The 18081-nt window shown below is 59.1% G+C and carries 16 protein-coding genes; 10 read left to right on the top strand and 6 right to left on the bottom strand.

Going from position 1 to position 18081, the window contains the following annotated elements; genetic code table 11:
- Window positions 1-60 precede the first annotated feature (60 nt).
- The 3 genes from ACTYEO_RS07860 to ACTYEO_RS07850 all read right to left on the bottom strand — a co-directional run bounded on the left by ACTYEO_RS07860 (window position 61) and on the right by ACTYEO_RS07850 (window position 4583).
- Entirely contained in the window at window positions 61-2418 is a 2358-nt protein-coding gene (locus tag ACTYEO_RS07860; RefSeq protein WP_449323175.1) for a TRAP transporter large permease, read from the bottom strand.
- Window positions 2419-2472: 54 nt separating this feature from the next.
- Window positions 2473-3372, bottom strand: coding sequence for a TRAP transporter small permease subunit (locus ACTYEO_RS07855; protein WP_449323174.1), 900 nt, complete (start codon window positions 3370-3372; stop codon window positions 2473-2475).
- Window positions 3373-3497: 125 nt separating this feature from the next.
- Window positions 3498-4583: a TRAP transporter substrate-binding protein gene (locus tag ACTYEO_RS07850; RefSeq protein ID WP_449323173.1), complete on the bottom strand. Its 1086-nt coding sequence runs from the start codon at window positions 4581-4583 to the stop codon at window positions 3498-3500.
- Between the two features lie 581 nt (window positions 4584-5164).
- On the opposite strand from ACTYEO_RS07850, the gene ACTYEO_RS07845 reads away from it, so the two are divergent.
- A complete protein-coding gene (locus ACTYEO_RS07845) occupies window positions 5165-6919 on the top strand; it encodes an acetolactate synthase 3 large subunit (protein WP_449323172.1) in 1755 nt (584 codons plus the stop codon).
- 35 nt (window positions 6920-6954) lie between these two features.
- Window positions 6955-7515: an acetolactate synthase small subunit gene (gene ilvN, locus ACTYEO_RS07840; RefSeq protein ID WP_449323171.1), complete on the top strand. Its 561-nt coding sequence runs from the start codon at window positions 6955-6957 to the stop codon at window positions 7513-7515.
- A 115-nt stretch (window positions 7516-7630) separates the two neighbouring features.
- Here ilvN and ACTYEO_RS07835 read toward each other — a convergent pair whose 3' ends face one another.
- A complete protein-coding gene (locus tag ACTYEO_RS07835) occupies window positions 7631-7918 on the bottom strand; it encodes a hypothetical protein (RefSeq protein WP_449323170.1) in 288 nt (95 codons plus the stop codon).
- Between the two features lie 133 nt (window positions 7919-8051).
- Here ACTYEO_RS07835 and ACTYEO_RS07830 point away from each other — a divergent pair, with 133 nt between their 5' ends.
- The 4 genes from ACTYEO_RS07830 to ACTYEO_RS07815 all read left to right on the top strand — a co-directional run bounded on the left by ACTYEO_RS07830 (window position 8052) and on the right by ACTYEO_RS07815 (window position 10246).
- Window positions 8052-8306, top strand: coding sequence for a hypothetical protein (locus tag ACTYEO_RS07830; protein ID WP_449323169.1), 255 nt, complete (start codon window positions 8052-8054; stop codon window positions 8304-8306).
- Window positions 8240-8767, top strand: a complete 528-nt coding sequence (locus ACTYEO_RS07825; protein WP_449323168.1) for an RNA polymerase sigma factor — start codon at window positions 8240-8242, stop codon at window positions 8765-8767. The genes ACTYEO_RS07830 and ACTYEO_RS07825 overlap by 67 nt, the downstream gene beginning before the upstream one ends.
- 107 nt (window positions 8768-8874) lie before the next feature.
- On the top strand, window positions 8875-10029 hold the full coding sequence (locus tag ACTYEO_RS07820; RefSeq protein ID WP_449323167.1) for an aromatic ring-hydroxylating oxygenase subunit alpha: 1155 nt from the start codon (window positions 8875-8877) through the stop codon (window positions 10027-10029).
- Entirely contained in the window at window positions 10022-10246 is a 225-nt protein-coding gene (locus ACTYEO_RS07815) for a hypothetical protein (protein WP_449323166.1), read from the top strand. The genes ACTYEO_RS07820 and ACTYEO_RS07815 overlap by 8 nt, the downstream gene beginning before the upstream one ends.
- Here the strand turns inward: ACTYEO_RS07815 and ACTYEO_RS07810 are convergent, their stop codons facing one another.
- On the bottom strand, window positions 10247-10780 hold the full coding sequence (locus tag ACTYEO_RS07810) for a lytic transglycosylase domain-containing protein (protein ID WP_449323346.1): 534 nt from the start codon (window positions 10778-10780) through the stop codon (window positions 10247-10249).
- A 256-nt stretch (window positions 10781-11036) separates the two neighbouring features.
- On the opposite strand from ACTYEO_RS07810, the gene ssb reads away from it, so the two are divergent.
- The 4 genes from ssb to trpE all read left to right on the top strand — a co-directional run bounded on the left by ssb (window position 11037) and on the right by trpE (window position 16314).
- The gene (ssb, locus tag ACTYEO_RS07805) at window positions 11037-11555 is read left to right on the top strand and encodes a single-stranded DNA-binding protein (protein WP_449323165.1); all 519 of its coding nucleotides are present in this window, start codon (window positions 11037-11039) and stop codon (window positions 11553-11555) included.
- Between the two features lie 113 nt (window positions 11556-11668).
- Complete coding sequence (locus ACTYEO_RS07800; protein WP_449323164.1) at window positions 11669-12856, top strand: aminotransferase; 1188 nt, start codon at window positions 11669-11671, stop codon at window positions 12854-12856.
- A gap of 88 nt (window positions 12857-12944) precedes the next feature.
- Complete coding sequence (locus ACTYEO_RS07795; protein WP_449323163.1) at window positions 12945-14798, top strand: SurA N-terminal domain-containing protein; 1854 nt, start codon at window positions 12945-12947, stop codon at window positions 14796-14798.
- A gap of 4 nt (window positions 14799-14802) precedes the next feature.
- Window positions 14803-16314 (top strand): anthranilate synthase component I, encoded by a 1512-nt coding sequence (gene trpE / locus ACTYEO_RS07790; RefSeq protein ID WP_449323162.1) that lies wholly within the window; start codon window positions 14803-14805, stop codon window positions 16312-16314.
- A gap of 8 nt (window positions 16315-16322) precedes the next feature.
- On the opposite strand, the gene ACTYEO_RS07785 is transcribed toward trpE, so the two are convergent.
- Entirely contained in the window at window positions 16323-18023 is a 1701-nt protein-coding gene (locus tag ACTYEO_RS07785) for a divergent polysaccharide deacetylase family protein (RefSeq protein ID WP_449323161.1), read from the bottom strand.
- Between the last annotated feature and the right edge of the window lie 58 nt (window positions 18024-18081).

Raw genomic sequence — 18081 nt, 5'->3', positions numbered from 1 at the left:
CAAAGCAAAAGGGCGGCCAATTGGCCGCCCCTTTTCTTATCTGCATTCAAGCTGAGTGCCTTAGTTATTTGGCAGAAGATCCGGCACGAATGTCACGATCGACGGGAAGAGCCACAGAAGCAAGAGCCCCACCACCTGGATCAATACGAAAGGGATCACCCCGCGATAGATATGGCCTGTTGTCACCCCTGCAGGGGCCACACCGCGCAGATAGAACAGCGCAAAGCCGAAGGGCGGTGTCAGGAAGGAGGTCTGCAAATTGACCGCGATCATGATGGTCACCCATTTCGGGTCCAGCGTGCCGCCATAGATCACAGGCCCGACAATCGGGATCACGATATAGATGATCTCGAGGAAATCGAGCACGAAGCCAAGCACAAACAGGATCAGCATCACCAGCAGGAAGACGACCATTTCATTGTCGAAGGCCCGCAGGAATTGCTGGATGTAATGTTCACCCCCGAAGGAGATCAGTACGAGGTTCAAGATCTGCGAGCCGATCAGAATGGTGAAAACCATGCTTGTTACCTTCGCCGTCTCGCGCACCACTGGCGAAAGGACCGAGGTGCGGAACAGCACATAGCAGCCATAGAGCAAGCCGAAGAAGGCAAAGTGATAGGCAAATTGCGCCACGATATAGGCGATCCAATCCACGAGTGGCACATCCTCGCGCGTGATCCGCAGGTCGAAATTCACCCCGACAAGGATCATGATCACAATGGCAAAGCTGGCCCAGATGATGATCTTCGACAGGCCGTTTTCTTCCTTAAGCTTGCGATAAGCCGCCAACATGATCGCGCCCGCAGCACCAAGTGCAGCAGCAGGTGTCGGATTGGTGATACCACCAAGGATCGAGCCCAAGACCGCCACAATCAGGATCAGCGGTGGGAACACCACGCGCAACAGCTCGTTCTGGGCGCAGCGGATCATCGCCTCGCGGGTTCCGTAAAGCGCTATGAGCATTGGGATGGCCATAATCACGGTCGTGGTCCCCGCCGAGGTCGAGGGCCCGACGAACAGAATATCGGCCAAACAGACCAGCACCAAGCCAACGCCACCAATGATCAAAGGCATCGGGTTCGAGCTTGGAGAGACACCACGTGCAAGGATCAGGACCAGCCCCAGAAGCACCACGACAACAGCGATACCCGTGCCGATGGGGGCCACGTTATCCAAGGCCGTGGCGATGGCTGTGGCGCGTTCCTCATCGGTCAGCAGAACCACTTCGTCTGACACACCTGCCTCGGCTTGTGCCGCTGCGGTTGCCACAGATGCATCCCATGCCTCTTGGCCATGCAGATCAATCATCGCGCCCTGGCACTGCTCGGAGACATTGGTGCGCAGCTCTGAACGCTCTTCGCGTTCGGCATAATCGGACACGAAGACCGATTGCGACCCAACCAGCCCGACTTGCCCGCCGATCACAACCGCCGCGATCAGCGCCACCGGAGCGAACAGATACCATGTCAGGGCTTCATTGCGGGTGACCGCCTCACCAGTGCTGGCGCCGAATTGAACGGGCGGGGCCGAGCTTGGCCGCCAAAGCGCAAAGCCGAAGGCATAGGCGCCATAGAGGAAGGCCAAGAAAATACCGGGCAGAAGGGCCGCTTGGAACAAGGTGCCCACAGACAGAACGGCAGGCTCGCCCAGATAGGTCAGCGCATCGCTACATCCTGCAAGCTGCGCGCGTGTTTCCTGACCAGTTGCATAAAGATCGCCCACAAGCGTTCCCAGCAATACGATCACAATGGAGGGCGGAATGATCTGCCCCAAAGTGCCCGAAGCCGCGATCACACCTGTTGCCAGCTCGGGCGAGTAATTGTTGCGCAGCATTGTGGGCAGGGCCAGCAAGCCCATGGTTACAACCGTCGCGCCGACAATACCTGTCGAGGCCGCGAGGAACGCACCCACAAGAACGATCGAAACCGCCAGACCACCTGGAAGCGGGCCAAAGACGCGGGCCATTGTTGTCAACAAGTCCTCGGCAATCTTGGAGCGTTCCAGCGTGATACCCATCATCACGAACATGGACACCGCCAGCAAGGTCTCGATGGATTGTCCCGCAATCACACGCTCGTTCATACGGTTCACGATGAAGGACAGGTTGCGGTCCATCGCGGTTTGCCAGCCATCGGGGAATAGCGCTTCTTCGACCCTTGGCAGTTCGGGGTATCTGAAGACGGAAATCGAGTCTCGCGCGACGCCTTCGGCGATCAAGGCCCCGAACTCGGCCGAATTATAATCGATCGCTTGGTGGATCAGAATACCAGCGCTATCGAGTGCCGCGATAATCGTGAAGGAAATAACCCCTGCGCCGCCAATGGCAAAGGCCACTGGAAACCCTGTCATGATCCCCGAGAACAACGTGAGGAACACGATGATCAGACCAATTTCGACCCCATCCAAACCGAAAATCATAAGTGAAAGTCCCTTCTATGCGGCCTTCTTGCAGGGCCGACTTGCCTGATCTTGTTAGTGGATGGCTGCGGCAGCTTCTGCCGTTTCATCGCCCATTTTATCGCGGTCAAGGTATTTGCCTTCGCTTTCCTCGCCCTCCAGCCATTCCAGATAGGAGCGCCAGAAAAAGGTGATCGCTTGCAAAAACACCAAGATGCAGAAGGTAACGATCAGAATTTTGAAGAGGAAATACCCGTTAAAGCCATTCGGGCTGAAGCCGATGGTTTCCACATTCCAGCGCATAACGCGGGATTGCATCAACATACGGTCCAGCTGGCCTGTCGCGGAAGGGCCCGGCAGCACCAGATGGCGCCACATGAAGAACCACGCATACATGTAAGTAAGAACGATGGCAGGCACCATGAAGACGATGGAGAAGACCATATCCATCATCCGCTTGGTGCGGAATTTCACTGCGGAATAAACAAGGTCCACGCGCACATGGCCACCCTGCACAAAGGTATAGCTGACGCAAAGGCACACAACCATCGCGTTATAAAGCTTCAACTCTTCGCCAAACCAGCTCAGGTCTTGGACAAAGGCTGTCCCCAAAGGCCCGATCTCGATCTGGGCCACGCGAAAGATACGCTGGAGGAACACGATCATAACCTGCTGCAGGACCATCAAAAGCCCCGCCCATGCCGCGATACGGCCAACCCCATTGGCCAGCGCTTCGAGGACACGCACACACCACCACAGGATCTCGCGCTTCCAGGCCATGCCGAGCGCGGTGATCACAAGGAATATTGTGGTGACAACAAAGAAAAATTCAGTAGAGGCGCCGTAATAGATGAAGCGCACCAAGGCCTCTCGGTCCCCCCAGTTCAACCACGCAGCCGGATTGGCGATGGCAAGAAACAGGTGGTACGGGGCAAGCGCGAAATTCGTCAGTAGCCAGAGAATAGCATCAAGCATGCGGCGATCCCTTAGACAACGGCACTCCTGTGCAGGCGATCACCTTAGCACAAAGTCGGTTGATAAATAGAGTGCCCCGCCCATGGCGCAAATGGCATGGGCGGGACGGTGTAGTTCAGCTTGGTTTAGCCCGCGTTAACGCGGTTACGCTGACGCATGTACTCGCCATCGGCGATCTCATACCAGCCGGCCGATTCCGCTTGGCTTGCGAAGTAGCTTTCTGCGATGTTTGCGTAGATTTCATCGCTCATGTTTTCTTCGCGTACTTCTGCAGCGGCTGCACCGAATGCATCCCAAACGTCTTCTGGGAACTGGCGAACCTGCGTACCACCCGCTTCGAGACGGGCCAGTGCGGCACCGTTTTCAGCAAGCGACAAGGCAGTGTTTTCTGCGTGTGCGGCTTGGCACGCCACTTCACAGATACGCTGCTGTGCAGGTGTCAGCGATTCCCAGATCTCGAGGTTGAAGCTCAAGCACAAGGCAGAGCCTGGCTCGTGGAAACCAGCGGCATAGTAAGTGTTGGTAACTTCCTGGAAGCCCATGCGCTCATCCGCGTAAGGACCGATCCACTCCGCACCGTCGATCTGACCAGAGGACAGCGCCTGGTAGATTTCGCCACCTGGGATGTTCTGAACCGATGCGCCGAGGCGACCGAGAACCTGACCACCCTGGCCTGGCATACGGAAACGAAGACCCTGAAGATCGTCGACCGAGTTGATCTCTTTGTTGAACCAGCCGCCGGGCTGCATCGCTGTCATGCCGCACATGATGGGCTTGAGGTTGAAGAGCGACGACAGCTCGTCGTGAAGCGCCTGACCACCACGCTGGTAGTACCAGTTCGCCATTTCCTGCGCCGTCATGCCGAAAGGCACAGAGGTGAAGAATGCGAAAGCTGGGTGCTGGTTCAAGAAGTAGTATTCTGCCGAGTGATACACATCGGCCTGACCTGCAGATACAGCGTCAAACACTTCGAACGCGCCAACGAGCGAACCCGCTGAGTTCTTGTTGAAGGTCAACTGACCATCAGTCATTGCAGCGATATAATCGATCGCTGTCTGTGCCGCGTCATCAAAAATGGCAAAGCCGTCAGGAACAGACGTTACCAGAGTCAGTGTACGGTTGCCCTGCGCATAAAGTGGCGCTGCGAGCGTAGTGGATGCTGCAGCGGCACCGCCGACTGCAGATGTTCTCAAGAAAGAACGACGATCCATAAGGTATCCTCCCCTTTGGAATCCTACCGTCCCCTCCGGACAGCGGATTTTCGTTTCTAGGTTCGGCCACGTTAGCGAAGCAGACGCTGGCCGCAAACGGTTTTTCGCAGTTTTTGCCATTTTTTGTAAAACTTTTTTACCAATCTGGCCAAAACGGGCGTCAAACGGTGAAATTGCTTAGCGAATGGCCAGATGCCTAGTGCGCAGGCACCCGCAATAGACCACGACTGTGCAGAAATGGCGGAGCACCCCCAAAAGCAGCCCCCCTTTGCAGAATCACCCACGGCAACAAATGACACCCCAGAAACCAAAAATCGTTTCATTATTGCGCAAAAAATGCGCCTCACGACATATTATTCACGGTTTTGGCTGTTGACGCCCCTGTTTGCCGCTCATAATGTCCCACCGAATACGCAAAGGAGCTTCGGGTTTTATGTCCGGTATTCTTGTTCTAGTGAGGAATTCGCGCATGGGTCGGTGACGACAACCCTAGGTTACCCCATGCGCCCTCGGAAAACTCCGGGGGCTTTTTTGTATCAACGACCGATAAAAGACGCATAGACGAGATAAGGAACACAGCGATGACACGTCAGATGACCGGCGCAAAGATGGTGGTTGAGGCTCTGATCGAACAGGGCGTCGACACGGTATTCGGCTATCCCGGCGGTGCTGTACTACCGATCTATGACGAGATTTTCCAACAAAACCATATCGAACACATCCTCGTGCGCCATGAACAAGGTGCTGTGCATGCCGCCGAAGGCTATGCGCGCGCCACGGGCAAGCCCGGCGTTGTTCTTGTAACCTCGGGGCCAGGCGCCACTAATGCCGTGACAGGCCTGACCGATGCCTTGATGGATTCAATCCCGATTGTGGTTCTGACAGGTCAGGTGCCCACATTCATGATCGGCTCGGATGCGTTTCAAGAGGCCGATACCGTTGGCATCACCCGCCCCTGCACCAAGATGAACTGGCTGGTCAAAGAGACAGATCACCTCGCCTCGACCATCCATGAGGCGTTCCACATCTCCACCAAGGGCCGCCCTGGCCCAGTTTTGGTGGATATTCCGAAGGATGTTCAATTCGCCACGGGCGACTATGTTGAAAAGCCCCGTGCGAAAACCGACCATTACCAACCACGCATCAAAGGCGATGTCGAGACAATCACCGCGCTGGTGGAGGCCATCGAGCAGGCCGAGCGCCCCGTTTTCTACACGGGCGGCGGTGTGATCAATTCAGGCCCAGCCGCCAGCGGACTGCTGCGCGAATTGGTTGATCAAACGGGTTTTCCAATCACCTCGACGCTGATGGGGCTTGGGGCTTATCCTGCCTCGGGTGAGAAATGGCTCGGCATGTTGGGGATGCATGGTCTTTATGAGGCCAATCTCGCGATGCATGGCTGTGATCTGATGATCAATATCGGCGCACGTTTCGATGACCGTATCACAGGCCGGATTGCCGATTTCAGCCCGAACTCGCTCAAAGCGCATGTCGATATCGACCCTTCCTCGATCAATAAGGTGATCCATGCCGATTTCCCGATCATCGGGGATGTGGGCCATGTGTTGGAAGATATCCTGCGCATCTGGAAGGCACGCGGCAGCAAGACCAACAAAGGTGCCGTGAAAAATTGGTGGAGCCAGATTGCCGATTGGCGCGCGATCAACTGCCTTGGCTTCAAAAATTCGGAAAAGACCATCAAACCGCAATATGCCCTGCAGCGCCTTGAGGCCCTGACCAAAGGCTATGACCGCTATATCACCACCGAGGTGGGCCAGCACCAGATGTGGGCCGCGCAATATCTGGGGTTTGAGGATCCGAACCGCTGGATGACATCGGGCGGTCTGGGCACCATGGGCTATGGCACGCCTGCATCGATTGGCGTGCAGGTTGCCCATCGCGATGCCTTGGTGATCAATGTCGCGGGCGAGGCCTCGTGGTTGATGAACATGCAGGAAATGGGCACCGCCGTTCAATACCGCCTGCCCGTCAAACAATTCATCATGAATAACGAGCGTCTCGGCATGGTGCGGCAATGGCAGGAATTGCTCCATGGCGAGCGCTATTCCCATAGCTGGTCCGAGGCCCTTCCCGATTTCGTGAAACTGGCCGAGGCCTTCGGCTGCAAGGGGATCAAATGCGACAACCCCGATGATCTGGATGAGGCGATCAAGGAAATGCTGGCCTATGACGGGCCTGTAATCTTCGATTGTCTGGTGGAAAAGCACGAGAACTGCTTCCCGATGATCCCCTCGGGCAAGGCGCATAACGAAATGCTTCTGGGCGAGGCCGACACCCAAGGCGTCATCGACGCCAAAGGCAGTGTTCTGGTCTGATTGGCCGCAAAAAGATAAAGGAAAAGGACGACATCATGTCCCCTCTAAAAATCGACAAAGGCTCTTCGAGCCATTCCGCCTACGACCTGCGCAGCCATATGTCCGACGCGATCGAGACCCATACCCTGGCGGTATTGGTCCAAAACGAGGCAGGTGTGCTGGCGCGTGTGATCGGGCTGTTCTCGGGGCGCGGCTATAATATCGAAAGCCTCACGGTGGCCGAGGTGGACCATCAGGGCCACCGCTCGCGCATCACGATTGTTACATCGGGCACACCGCAGGTGATCCACCAGATCAAGATGCAGCTGGACCGTATGGTGCCAGTGCATGAGGTGCATGACCTGACAGTGGAAGGCCCCCATGTCAGCCGCGAATTGGCGTTGTTCAAGGTGCAAGGCAAGGGCGATCACCGCGTTGAGGCCCTGCGCACGGCCGAGATTTTCCGCGCCAATGTGGTGGATTCGACCTTGGAAAGCTTTGTCTTCGAGATCACGGGCACCCCTGAAAAGATTGAAGCCTTTGCCGATCTGATGCGCCCGCTTGGCCTTTTGGAAGTGGCGCGCACAGGCGTGGCCGCCATTTCCCGCGGCACCTGATTTCACACCAAACAAGGACGGCGCGACAGCGGGATGCCTGTCGCGCCGCCCCCATGCGGGGTTGATCACTGGGGATCGGAACTCGGGATCAAACCGCGCAAAAGCGGCTCCGCCCTCAGGTTGCGGGTAGCATGCCGCTATCTTGGGCCGCGGCCAGCTCGGCTTCGTCCAACGCGCCTGAGCCATCCACATCCATCGCTGCGAACTCCTCGCCCGTCACTTCGGGCAGGATCACGAGAAGCTCGGTATAGGACACAAGGCCATCGCCATCACTGTCCATGGCCATGCCCTGCCCCATTGCATAACTGGCAACCACGGCCCCCATCAGGGTTGCGAGGCTGGCAAGTGCGATAGGGGTTACACGGCGATTGCCCTGCGGACGCGATGTAAAGCTGATCGTCATAGGTCTTTCTCCTTGATTGGTCGTGAAAAGCGTCGGGTCGTTTGTGACGCTCACTTGGTAAGAGGCGGCACGCCTGTGCTTTCGTCCACGCCACGGGGCGGAGCGCGCGCGCTCAGCAAGGCTTGGCCAAAAGGTGCGGGATCGAGCGGCGAAACAACGCCTGTGCAAACTGCATGTCCGCACCCACGCGATCGCTTGCCGATGCACCCCAGCGATCTGCGCAAGCCAACGCCCAAGCGGCCATGCCACCCCACGCGCGATTGAAGCAGGCCCCGCGCGGGCCGAGGCTGTGGGCAACACGCAATCCAAGGATCGGACCTCATGGAGCAGTTCTCAGGCCAAGGCCCTGATCGCGCAGGCGATCTGGCCGCGCTTCTTCCCGAATTGACACGCGCGGCACGCCGCATGGCGCGCGCGGGTGTTGAACCCGATGATCTGGTGCAGGAAACAGCCCTGATGCTGTGGCGGCGGCTGGAAGACAGCGCCAAACCCGATGTCGACAACCCCCGCGCCTATGCTCATGCCATTTTGCGCAAAGCCGCCTTCAAAACCCGCTCGATGCGCGAGGAAACAGTGACCGAGGACATGCCCGAGGCCTCATGCGCCCCCATCGGCGAGACCCGCCTGATTTTCGCCAGCGCCATGAGCGCGCTTGATGCCCTCCCGCCCGAGCAGGCGCAAATCCTGCGGATGCGAGGCATCGAGGGCAAGAATTACACCGAAATCGCCGCCTTGACAGGGTTGCCGCTTGGCACTGTGACCTCCCGATTGTCACGCGGGCGGGCGGCACTTTGTGCAAGGTTTGATCTGCCCCCCGATACACCCGTCACCCATCTTCTGGGGCTCTGACCTCTGCCTGCCCAAACGCGACATCAAATGGTCGTTTGCAGGTCAGACGGCGGGCGGGCACAAGCGCGACCCTAGCGCACCAAGATAGCGCGCGGGGAGGCTCGGGAATGCCTGACGATATTCGTTCCACTTATCTGGCCGATGTTCAGGCCCCGATCACCCATGCGCGCGGCCTGCCCAACAGCCATTACACCGATCCCGACACCATCGCGCGCGAAAACAATGCGGTGTTGGAGACCACATGGACCGCCTTGGCCGTTGGCGCGGATGTGCCCGAAAATGGTGATGCCAAACCGCTGGACTTCTTGGGCCAGCCGCTGCTGTTGCTGCGCGATGACCAAGGCGTGGTGCGGGTGTTTTTCAATATCTGCCGCCATCGCGGGATGATTTTGGTCGAGGCACCCCGCAAGATCGAAGGCGCGATCCGCTGCCCCTATCATTCATGGTGCTATGCCAAAACGGGCCGCTTGGTGGCCACGCCCCATGTCGGTGGCGCGGGGCAGAACCAGCATGAAGGCATTGACCGCGCCACGCTTGGCTTGGTGGAGGTGCGCAGCCATATCTGGATGGATGTGGTCTTCATCAACCTCTCGGGCGATGCAGCCCCTTTTGAGGAGGTGCATAGCGATGTGCTGGCCCGCTGGCGCGAGTTCGACAAACCGCTTTATCATGGCGGCGATGACAGCCGCTTTACCCTTGAGGTGCAGACCAATTGGAAACTGGCGGTCGAGAATTATTGCGAAAGCTACCATCTGCCTTGGGTCCATCCTGGCCTGAACAGCTATTCCCGCTTGGAAGATCATTACCATATCGAGGCGCAGGGCAGGTATTCGGGGCAAGGCAGCTATGTCTATCGCCAACTGACAAGCGAAGATGGCCAGCGCCTGCCCGATTTCGAAGGCCTATCCGAGTTCTGGGAGACGGGCGCGGAATATATCACGCTCTACCCCAATCTGCTGCTTGGCGTGCATCGTGACCATAGTTTCGCGATTATTCTGGAGCCTGTCTCGAACACGCAAACGCGCGAGCATGTGCATATCTACTACGCCGCGCCCCAGACCGACCCCGATCTGCGCGCGCGCAATGCCAAACAATGGAAAGATGTCTTTGAAGAAGATATTTTCGTGGTTGAGGGCATGATGCGCGGGCGGCGGGCCTCGGGCTTTGATGGGGGGCGCTTTGCCCCCGCGATGGACGGCCCCACGCATTTGTTCCACGCTTGGGTGGCAGGCCGGATGGAGGCCCTTGGCGAAGATGGATAAATCCGCGCTGGATGCAGGCCTGCTTGCCGCGCATGAACGCGGGGATCATGCCGAATTGGTGCGGCTCTACCTCAAGGCGTCACAAGGCGCGCAAGATGATGCCGCATCGGCCTTTTACCTGACCCATGCCTATGTTTTCGCTTTGGAAGCAGGGCTTGCGGAGGCCGCGGATATTCGCGCGCAACTGGTCGCCTACGGGGCCGAACCTGATCCGTGATCACGCACCGCCCAAGATGATGCGGACGTAATTCTGCGTTTCCTCATAGGGCGGGATGCCATCATGGCGCTGCACCGCCTCGGGCCCTGCGTTATAAGCCGCCAAGGCCAGACGCCATGACCCGAAGGTGCGATATTGCGCGGCCAGATAGCGCGCGCCGCCTTCAAGGTTCTGCATCGGATCGCGCGGATTGACCCCCAACATGGCAGCCGTTCCCGGCATCAACTGCGCCAACCCGATCGCGCCTGCATGGCTGACAGCATTGGGGTTCCACGCCGATTCCTGTGTGACAAGGCGCAGGAACAAATCCTCGGGCACCCCATGCCTGCGGGCCGCCGCACGCGCCACTTCAAGATAGGGCCCATCATATGCGCCGCGATAGCTGGGAAGATTGCTGCCGCTCGGGTCGTAATTCGGGGTCAGGCGGATGGAATTGGCGTATTGCGATGCGCCGCGGCTATCCAAAAGCCGTGTGGCCGAGGAAAACCGTTCCAGACGATCGGCGAAAACAGGCGCCGATATCAGCGCCGACAGGAGGAAACACCCCAAACTCACGGCAAGGCTGCGGCGAAAGAAAACACGCGAAAGCAGGGGTTTCAAACGGGTGACCTCGAAAAATCCACTCAATATGACGCGCAATATAGGGGTTTTGCACCCAAGCGCCAGCGTTTCACGGCACAGCTTGCCCATAGTTTCGCGAGGATTGTGGTTTCATTAACCAATTTCAGATGGTCTAACATCTGTCCAAGAATTGAGATTCGCATCAAGCGATAGACCCCGGGGAGTAGACATGGCCGGTTCGGTAAATAAGGTAATCATCATAGGTAATCTGGGCCGCGACCCTGAGGTGCGCAGCTTTCAGAATGGTGGCAAGGTATGCAACCTGCGCATCGCCACCTCCGAGACTTGGAAGGACCGCACCACGGGCGAGCGTAAAGAGCGCACCGAGTGGCATAGCGTGGCGATCTTCTCGGAACCGCTTGCCCGCGTTGCCGAGCAATATCTGCGCAAAGGCTCCAAGGTCTATATTGAGGGCCAGCTTGAAACCCGCAAATGGCAGGATCAAAGCGGCGCGGATCGTTACAGCACCGAAGTTGTGCTGCGCCCCTATAACAGCACCCTGACCATGCTGGATGGTCGCGGCGAAAATGGCGGCAGCGGCGGTGGCGGCGGTTATGGTGGCGGCGGTGGCGGTTATGGCGATGATCGCGGCGGTGGCTACCCTGATGATCGTGGCGGACCATCCGGCCCCGCCGGTGGCGCAGGCGGCCCCGGTGGAAATGACATGGATGATGAAATCCCCTTCTGAGACCATTCATCGGCATCCTGCAAAAGCGGGGTGCCGTTTACCTTTTTGGCATCCAAAGAACCAAGAAATGACCAAAGGGCATTGCGGCCCTTTCACGATGGGGTGGCACGGCAATGGGTCCGATCAATCCGAATATTCACGGCACCTTCCCCCCTCCTGTGATGGAGGCGCGGCGCTGGATTGAGGGCAAGAGCTTTCCCGAGGATCGCCCGCTGATCGCGCTGAGCCAAGCCGCCCCCGTCGATCCCCCGCCAGACGCCTTGGCTCGCGCCATGGCCGATGCGCTGGTCTCCAGCCCTGAAAGCCATCTCTACGGCCCCGTGCTTGGCCTGCCCGCCCTGCGCGAGGAATTGGCCACCCAATGGAGCGCCTCGTATAAAGGCGATATCTCGCCCGAGCAGGTCGCTGTCACCGCAGGCTGCAATCAGGCCTTCACTGCCGTGATGTCCACCCTTGCAGGGCCGGGTGATGCGGTGATCCTGCCCGTGCCTTATTATTTCAACCATAAGATGTGGCTGGATATGGCGGGCGTCGAAAGCCGCTATCTCAAGACAGATGACAGCTTGCTGCCCGATGTCGAAGCCTGCGCCGCTTTGATTGATGACAGCGTCAAGGCGATCATCCTGATCTCGCCCAATAACCCGTGCGGCGTTGAATATCCGCCCGCGCTGATCCGCGCCTTTTACGATTTGGCCAAGGCCAGAAATATCGCGCTGATCGTGGATGAGACCTATCGCGATTTCCATTCCAGCGATGCACCCCCCCATGATCTGTTCCATGATGCCGATTGGGACGAGACTTTCATACATCTTTATTCCTTCTCAAAGGCTTACCGCCTGACGGGGCATCGTGTGGGGGCTGTCATGGCCTCGCGCATGCGGCTTTTCGAGGTGGAGAAATTTCTTGATACGGTCTCGATTTGCCCGCCCCAGATCGGCCAGATCGGCGCGCTTTGGGGGATGCAGAATTTGGGCGATTGGCTGGCAGGCGAGCGTCTTGAAATCCTTGCGCGCCGCGATGCCGTGATCGCCAATTTCCAACGCCTGCCCGATTGGCAGGTTCTGGGCTGCGGGGCCTATTTCGCCTATGTCCGCCACCCGTTTGATCTGCCTTCGGATGAGGTCGCCAAACGCTTGGTGGATGAGGCCAGCCTGCTGGTTTTGCCCGGTACGATGTTTGGCCCCTTGCGCGCGGATGGCGGTGATGGACAGGCCGAAGCTACCCTTCGGATCGCCTTTGCCAATGCCGATGCCAGTGGAATTGCCGAGATGGTTTCGCGGCTGGAGCATATCACACTCTAGCGCGGCCCTTGCCCCCCCAGCCTTGAGCGCGTAAATCGCTCTGAACTGCGGCAAGAACCGCATCAAAATTACTCGGAGACTGCAGGACATGGCCAAAAGCGTCGGTAAGAAAGCCTCGAATTTCTTTGTCTGGATTATCATGGGCTTGCTCTTGGTGGCCCTTGCCGGATTTGGCATTGGCGGCTTTAGCGGCGGCGCAAGCCGATTGGGCTCGGTCGGCGATGTCGAAATCTCCGCGCGCGATTATGCCAATGCGCTGCAAGCCGAAATCCGCGCCCGCCAGAGCGAGAGCGGCACCCCCGTCAATCTGGCCGATCTGCGCGCCAATAATCTTGACGCGGCCGTCCGCCAAAGCCTGTTTGCCCGCGCCGCATTGGAAAACGAGGCCCGTAATATGGGCCTGTCCGTGGGCGATGAAGAAGTCGCGAACCAAATTCTTGAAACCCCCAACTTCCAGCTTGTGGATGGCAATTTTGACCGTCAGGCCTATGAATTCTACCTCAGCCAGCTTGGTCTGGATGCGGGCGAGTTCGAGGAAGATGTCCGCCAAGACGCCAGCCGCTCGATCCTGCAATTTGCTGTGGTTGGCGGCATCACAGCCCCTGCGGTCTATGCCGAAACCGTTCTCGCCTATCAGGGCGAAACCCGCGATTTCTCGATCCTTGAAGTGACGGAGGGCGATCTGCCCACACCTGTGGCCGATGCCGATGACGCCACCTTGCAGGCCCATTTTGATGAGAACGCACAGCGCTTCACCCGCTCCGAGCAGCGCCGCATCACCTATGCGTGGGTCACGCCCTCGGCGATCATGGATGATATGGAAATCTCGGAAGACGCTTTGCGCACGCTCTATGAACAGCGGGCTGAGATCTACAACCAGCCCGAGCGTCGCCTGTTGGAACGCTTGGTCTTCCCCTCCACCGATGAGGCGCAGACCGCCTTTGATGCGATTGAAGCAGGCGAGACTGATTTCGACCAACTGGTGGAAGATCGCGGCCTGACCCTGACGGATGTGGATATGGGTGATGTACAGCGCGACGATCTCAGCGAAGCGGCCGCGCAGATTATCTTTGCCGATACAGATAGCGAAATCATCGGCCCTGTGGAATCGGCCTTCGGGCCAGCGCTGTTCCGCATCAACGCGGTTCTGGATGCGCAAACCACCAGCTTTGAAGAGGCCGAGATCGATCTGCGTGCCGAATTGGCCGTCGAGGCTGCGCGCCGCACCATTCTTGATCTGCGCGAGGCCGTCGATGACCTTCTCGCCTCGGGCGCGACCGTGGAAGAAGTGGCTGACGAAACCCTTCTGGAATTGGGCGAGATCGAATTCAGCCCTGCATCCGAGGACGGCATCGCGGGCTATGATAATTTCCGCGACGCAGCCTTTGCCGCACAGGAAGGCGATTTCCCCGAAGTGTTGGACCTGTCGGATGGCGGCCTGTTTACGCTGCGCCTTGACGAGATCGTGCCCCCCGCCCTGCCCCCCTTCGATGAGGTGCGCGACGAGGTTCTGGCCGATTGGCGCTTGGGCGCTGTGCGCGCAGCGCTGGCTGACTATGCCAATACCCTTGTCGAGGATCTGGTGACAGGCGCACAGCTTGAGGATTTGGGCAGCCTCGCCCAAGAGGTTCAGATCCGCCGTCAGGATTTCATCCCCGATACGCCCCCGACCTTGGTGGCGCAGGTTTTCTTGCTGGACAGCACTGGCGACACTGTTGTCGTGCCTGCCTCGGAAGCGGCCTATATCGCGCGGCTTGATCGTATCAATGCTGCCAATCGCGCCGAGCCTGATACCGAATTGCTGCTCGAGATTGTGACCGCACAAATCGCGCAATCGCTGGCAGGTGACATGTTCGAGAGCTTCGGTCAGGCCATGCAGGCCGATGCGGGGATCAGTTTCAACCAATCCGTGGTCAATCAGGTCCACGCCAGTTTCCCCTGATCCGATGGCCATGATCCCGACATATGAGGCGTTCGAGAAAAACTGGAACACAGGCAAAAATCAGGTGGTCTATACCCGCCTTGCGGCTGATCTCGACACGCCTGTCTCGGTGATGCTGAAGCTGGCCGATGCAGGGCGCGACAGCTTTATTCTGGAATCGGTGACAGGCGGTGAAGTGCGCGGGCGCTATTCGATCATCGGCCTCAAGCCCGATCTGATCTGGGAATGCAACGGCACCCAAAGCCGCATCAACCGCGCCGCGCGCTATGATCGCGAGAGCTTCCAAACCTGCGATCATCCCCCGCTTGAGACGGTGCGCGCCATTCTTGCAGAAAGCGCCATTGATCTGCCCGCCGATCTGCCAGCCGCAAGTGCGGGCCTGTTCGGCTATCTCGGCTATGACATGATCCGTCTGGTCGAGCATCTGCCCGATATCAACCCCGACACGCTTGGCCTGCCCGATGCGGTGCTGATGCGCCCCTCGGTGATTGCAGTGCTCGATGGTGTGAAGGGCGAGGTCACGATTGTCTCTCCTGCTTGGGTCTCCTCGGGGCTGTCGGCGCGCGCGGCCTATGCCCAAGCCGCCGAGCGGGTCTCGGATGCGCTGCGCGATCTGGAACGCGCGCCCACAACCGCCAGCCGCGAGATGGGCGAAGTGCATCAAAAAGGCGAACCCGTGTCGAATTTCACGCGGGAGGGCTATAAGGCCGCCGTCGAGACCGCCAAGGAATATATCCGCGCGGGCGATATTTTTCAGGTCGTCCCCTCGCAGCGCTGGACGCAGGACTTCCCCGAGCCGCCCTTTGCGCTTTACCGCGCCTTACGGCGCACCAACCCATCGCCTTTCATGTTTTTCTTCAATTTCGACGGTTTCCAAGTCGTGGGTGCCAGCCCCGAGATTTTGGTGCGCGCTTTTGAGGGCGAGATCACAATCCGCCCGATTGCGGGCACCCGCCCCCGCGGTGCGTCACCTGAAGAAGACCGCGCCTTGGAGGAGGACCTCCTTGCGGATCAAAAAGAACTGGCCGAGCATCTGATGCTGCTGGATCTGGGCCGCAATGATGTTGGGCGCGTCGCCAAGATCGGCACTGTGCGCCCGACCGAGGAATTCATTGTCGAGCGCTACAGCCATGTGATGCATATCGTCTCGAATGTGGTGGGCGAGCTATCCGACGAGCATGACGCGCTATCGGCCCTTTTGGCGGGACTTCCCGCAGGAACGGTTTCAGGCGCCCCTAAGGTTCGCGCGATGGAAATCATCGATGAATTGGAGCCCGAAAAGCGCGGCGTCTATGGCGGCGGCGTTGGCTATTTCAGCGCGGGCGGCGATATGGATATGTGCATCGCGCTGCGCACGGCCGTGATCAAGGATGGCAAGCTTTATATCCAAGCAGGCGGCGGCGTGGTCTATGACAGCGACCCCGAGGCCGAATTCATGGAAACCGTGAACAAATCCCGCGCCATCAAAAAAGCCGCCGAGGATGCAGGGCTGTTTAGCGGATCTGGCAATAGCTGAAACGGTCGTTATTCTTCCCGCAGCAACACAGCCGAGAGAGGCGCAAGCGCCACGCTTTCGGAGCGTGAACCCAGCGCCCATGAATAAAGCGCCGTGACCGTTTCCGAATAGGTGTGCCCCAAGACAATCACCGAGCCTTCTTGCGCTGCGGCAAAGGCCGCGCGATCCAGAAAACGGCTGATCACTGTGGCGCGTTCCCGTTCGTCATCCAACTCGCGGAAAAGCGTGGCGGCAGGCACCTCTTCGCGCGTGGCGCTGGCCTCGGCTGCGTTCAAGCCTTGCGGGAAGGCCACCAAACCATGCCCGCTTTCGCCGATTGCGGCCACAACCGCATCCAGCACCGCGCGGTCGCCTTGAATGCGCCCATCAACCGTGTCGAGAATGGCCACCGTTTCAGGCAGTGTTTCCTCGGCTGAGGTCAGCGCGACCTCGACATCCGAGGCTTCCGCGCCTTCGGGGAAAATCGTGGCCAGAAGCGCAAGCTCGAACCCTGCCTCGCGGTAGAGGGCGGCAACCTCAGCCGCATCCTCGCGCATCGGGTCGATGGCGATGGTCACAGGCAGACCAAGGCTGATCACCGAGGCGCGGTCCAACTCCTCCTCGGGATCGTCGATCAAGATGACCGACATCAGCGGACGGGTCTCGGTTGGATCAAAGCTGGCGGCATAAGCTTCGATCGCCCGCGATAAGTCGGGTGCGGCTGGCATGGCTGTGTCTGGCTCAGGCGTCGCGGCAGGCTCGGCATCCTGTTCAGGCGGCTCGGGCGCGACCAATGAATTGCCCGAGGGCTGCGCTGTGACGCTTGGCAAAACAGGGGCGACAGGCTCGGCCATAGCCATCTCCTGCGTGTCGTCTTCCTGTGGCCTGACGCGCGCAGGAGGGGCAATGCTTATTGCCTCTTCTGAGGCGGCGGGATTAGGAGCGGCAGCGGTTTGTGTGCCAGTGGCAGGCTCAGCCCCAAGGGCTGGGGGTGGCGGCGCGACACCCGCGATGGCAGGCGCTGGCGCGGATGTATCGGCCCCTTCGGAGGGTTGCGCAGGTGTCAGATCTGAGCCGCCGCCCAAAGCGGGGGGTGGCGGCGCAGGCTGCGCGATGGAGGGGGCGAGCGGCGCGGAGGTGTCTTCTTCGACAGTTTGATCGACCGTCTCGGGCGATTGGCCTGCATCAGGCGGGGTCATCGGGGCGGGTTGCAGCTCGGCGGGCGGGGCCAAAGGATCATTGGCCGTATCGGGGGCCGTGGTTTCATCCTCGCCGCCGATGGTCGGGAAAGCGATGCTTGGCCGCGCAATATCCGCTGTTGGATCGGGGCGCGGGGCTGTTTCGGTCTCGCTCACCGATGGCATGGCGGGGGCGGCCGCAATCGGGGCCTCGGGCGCGCCAAACGCGGTTGGGGCGGGGGCGTCGGGGCTCAGCTCGGTCTGGGGTTCAGGCTCGATTTGGTTGAAAGGTTCCTCAACCACAGGCGCGCTGTCATTCGGCGCGGATTGGGGCGCGCTGTCCTGCTCGGGGGCAGGGTCTTGCGCCTCCTGCGGCAGGTCTTGCGACGCATCCTGTTGCGTATCTTCGAGGGTTTCCGTCGGGTCGGGAGCCGTCAATACCGAAGCTGGTCCGCTTCGATCTGGCAATGGCACACTGAGCGATACAAGCCCCAGTCCCAGACCTGAAACCACCGCCCCTAGAATTCCACCCGTCAAAATGCCCCGTATCATTTCAGCCCACCCGCTTTAACGATTGCTCTATAGTTGTTTATCCCGCCCGATCCCTTGA

The organism is Rhodophyticola sp. SM2404 (genome assembly GCF_053570515.1).
Note: the sequence above shows the minus strand (reverse complement) of the source record. Positions and strands in the feature narration are given on the sequence as shown.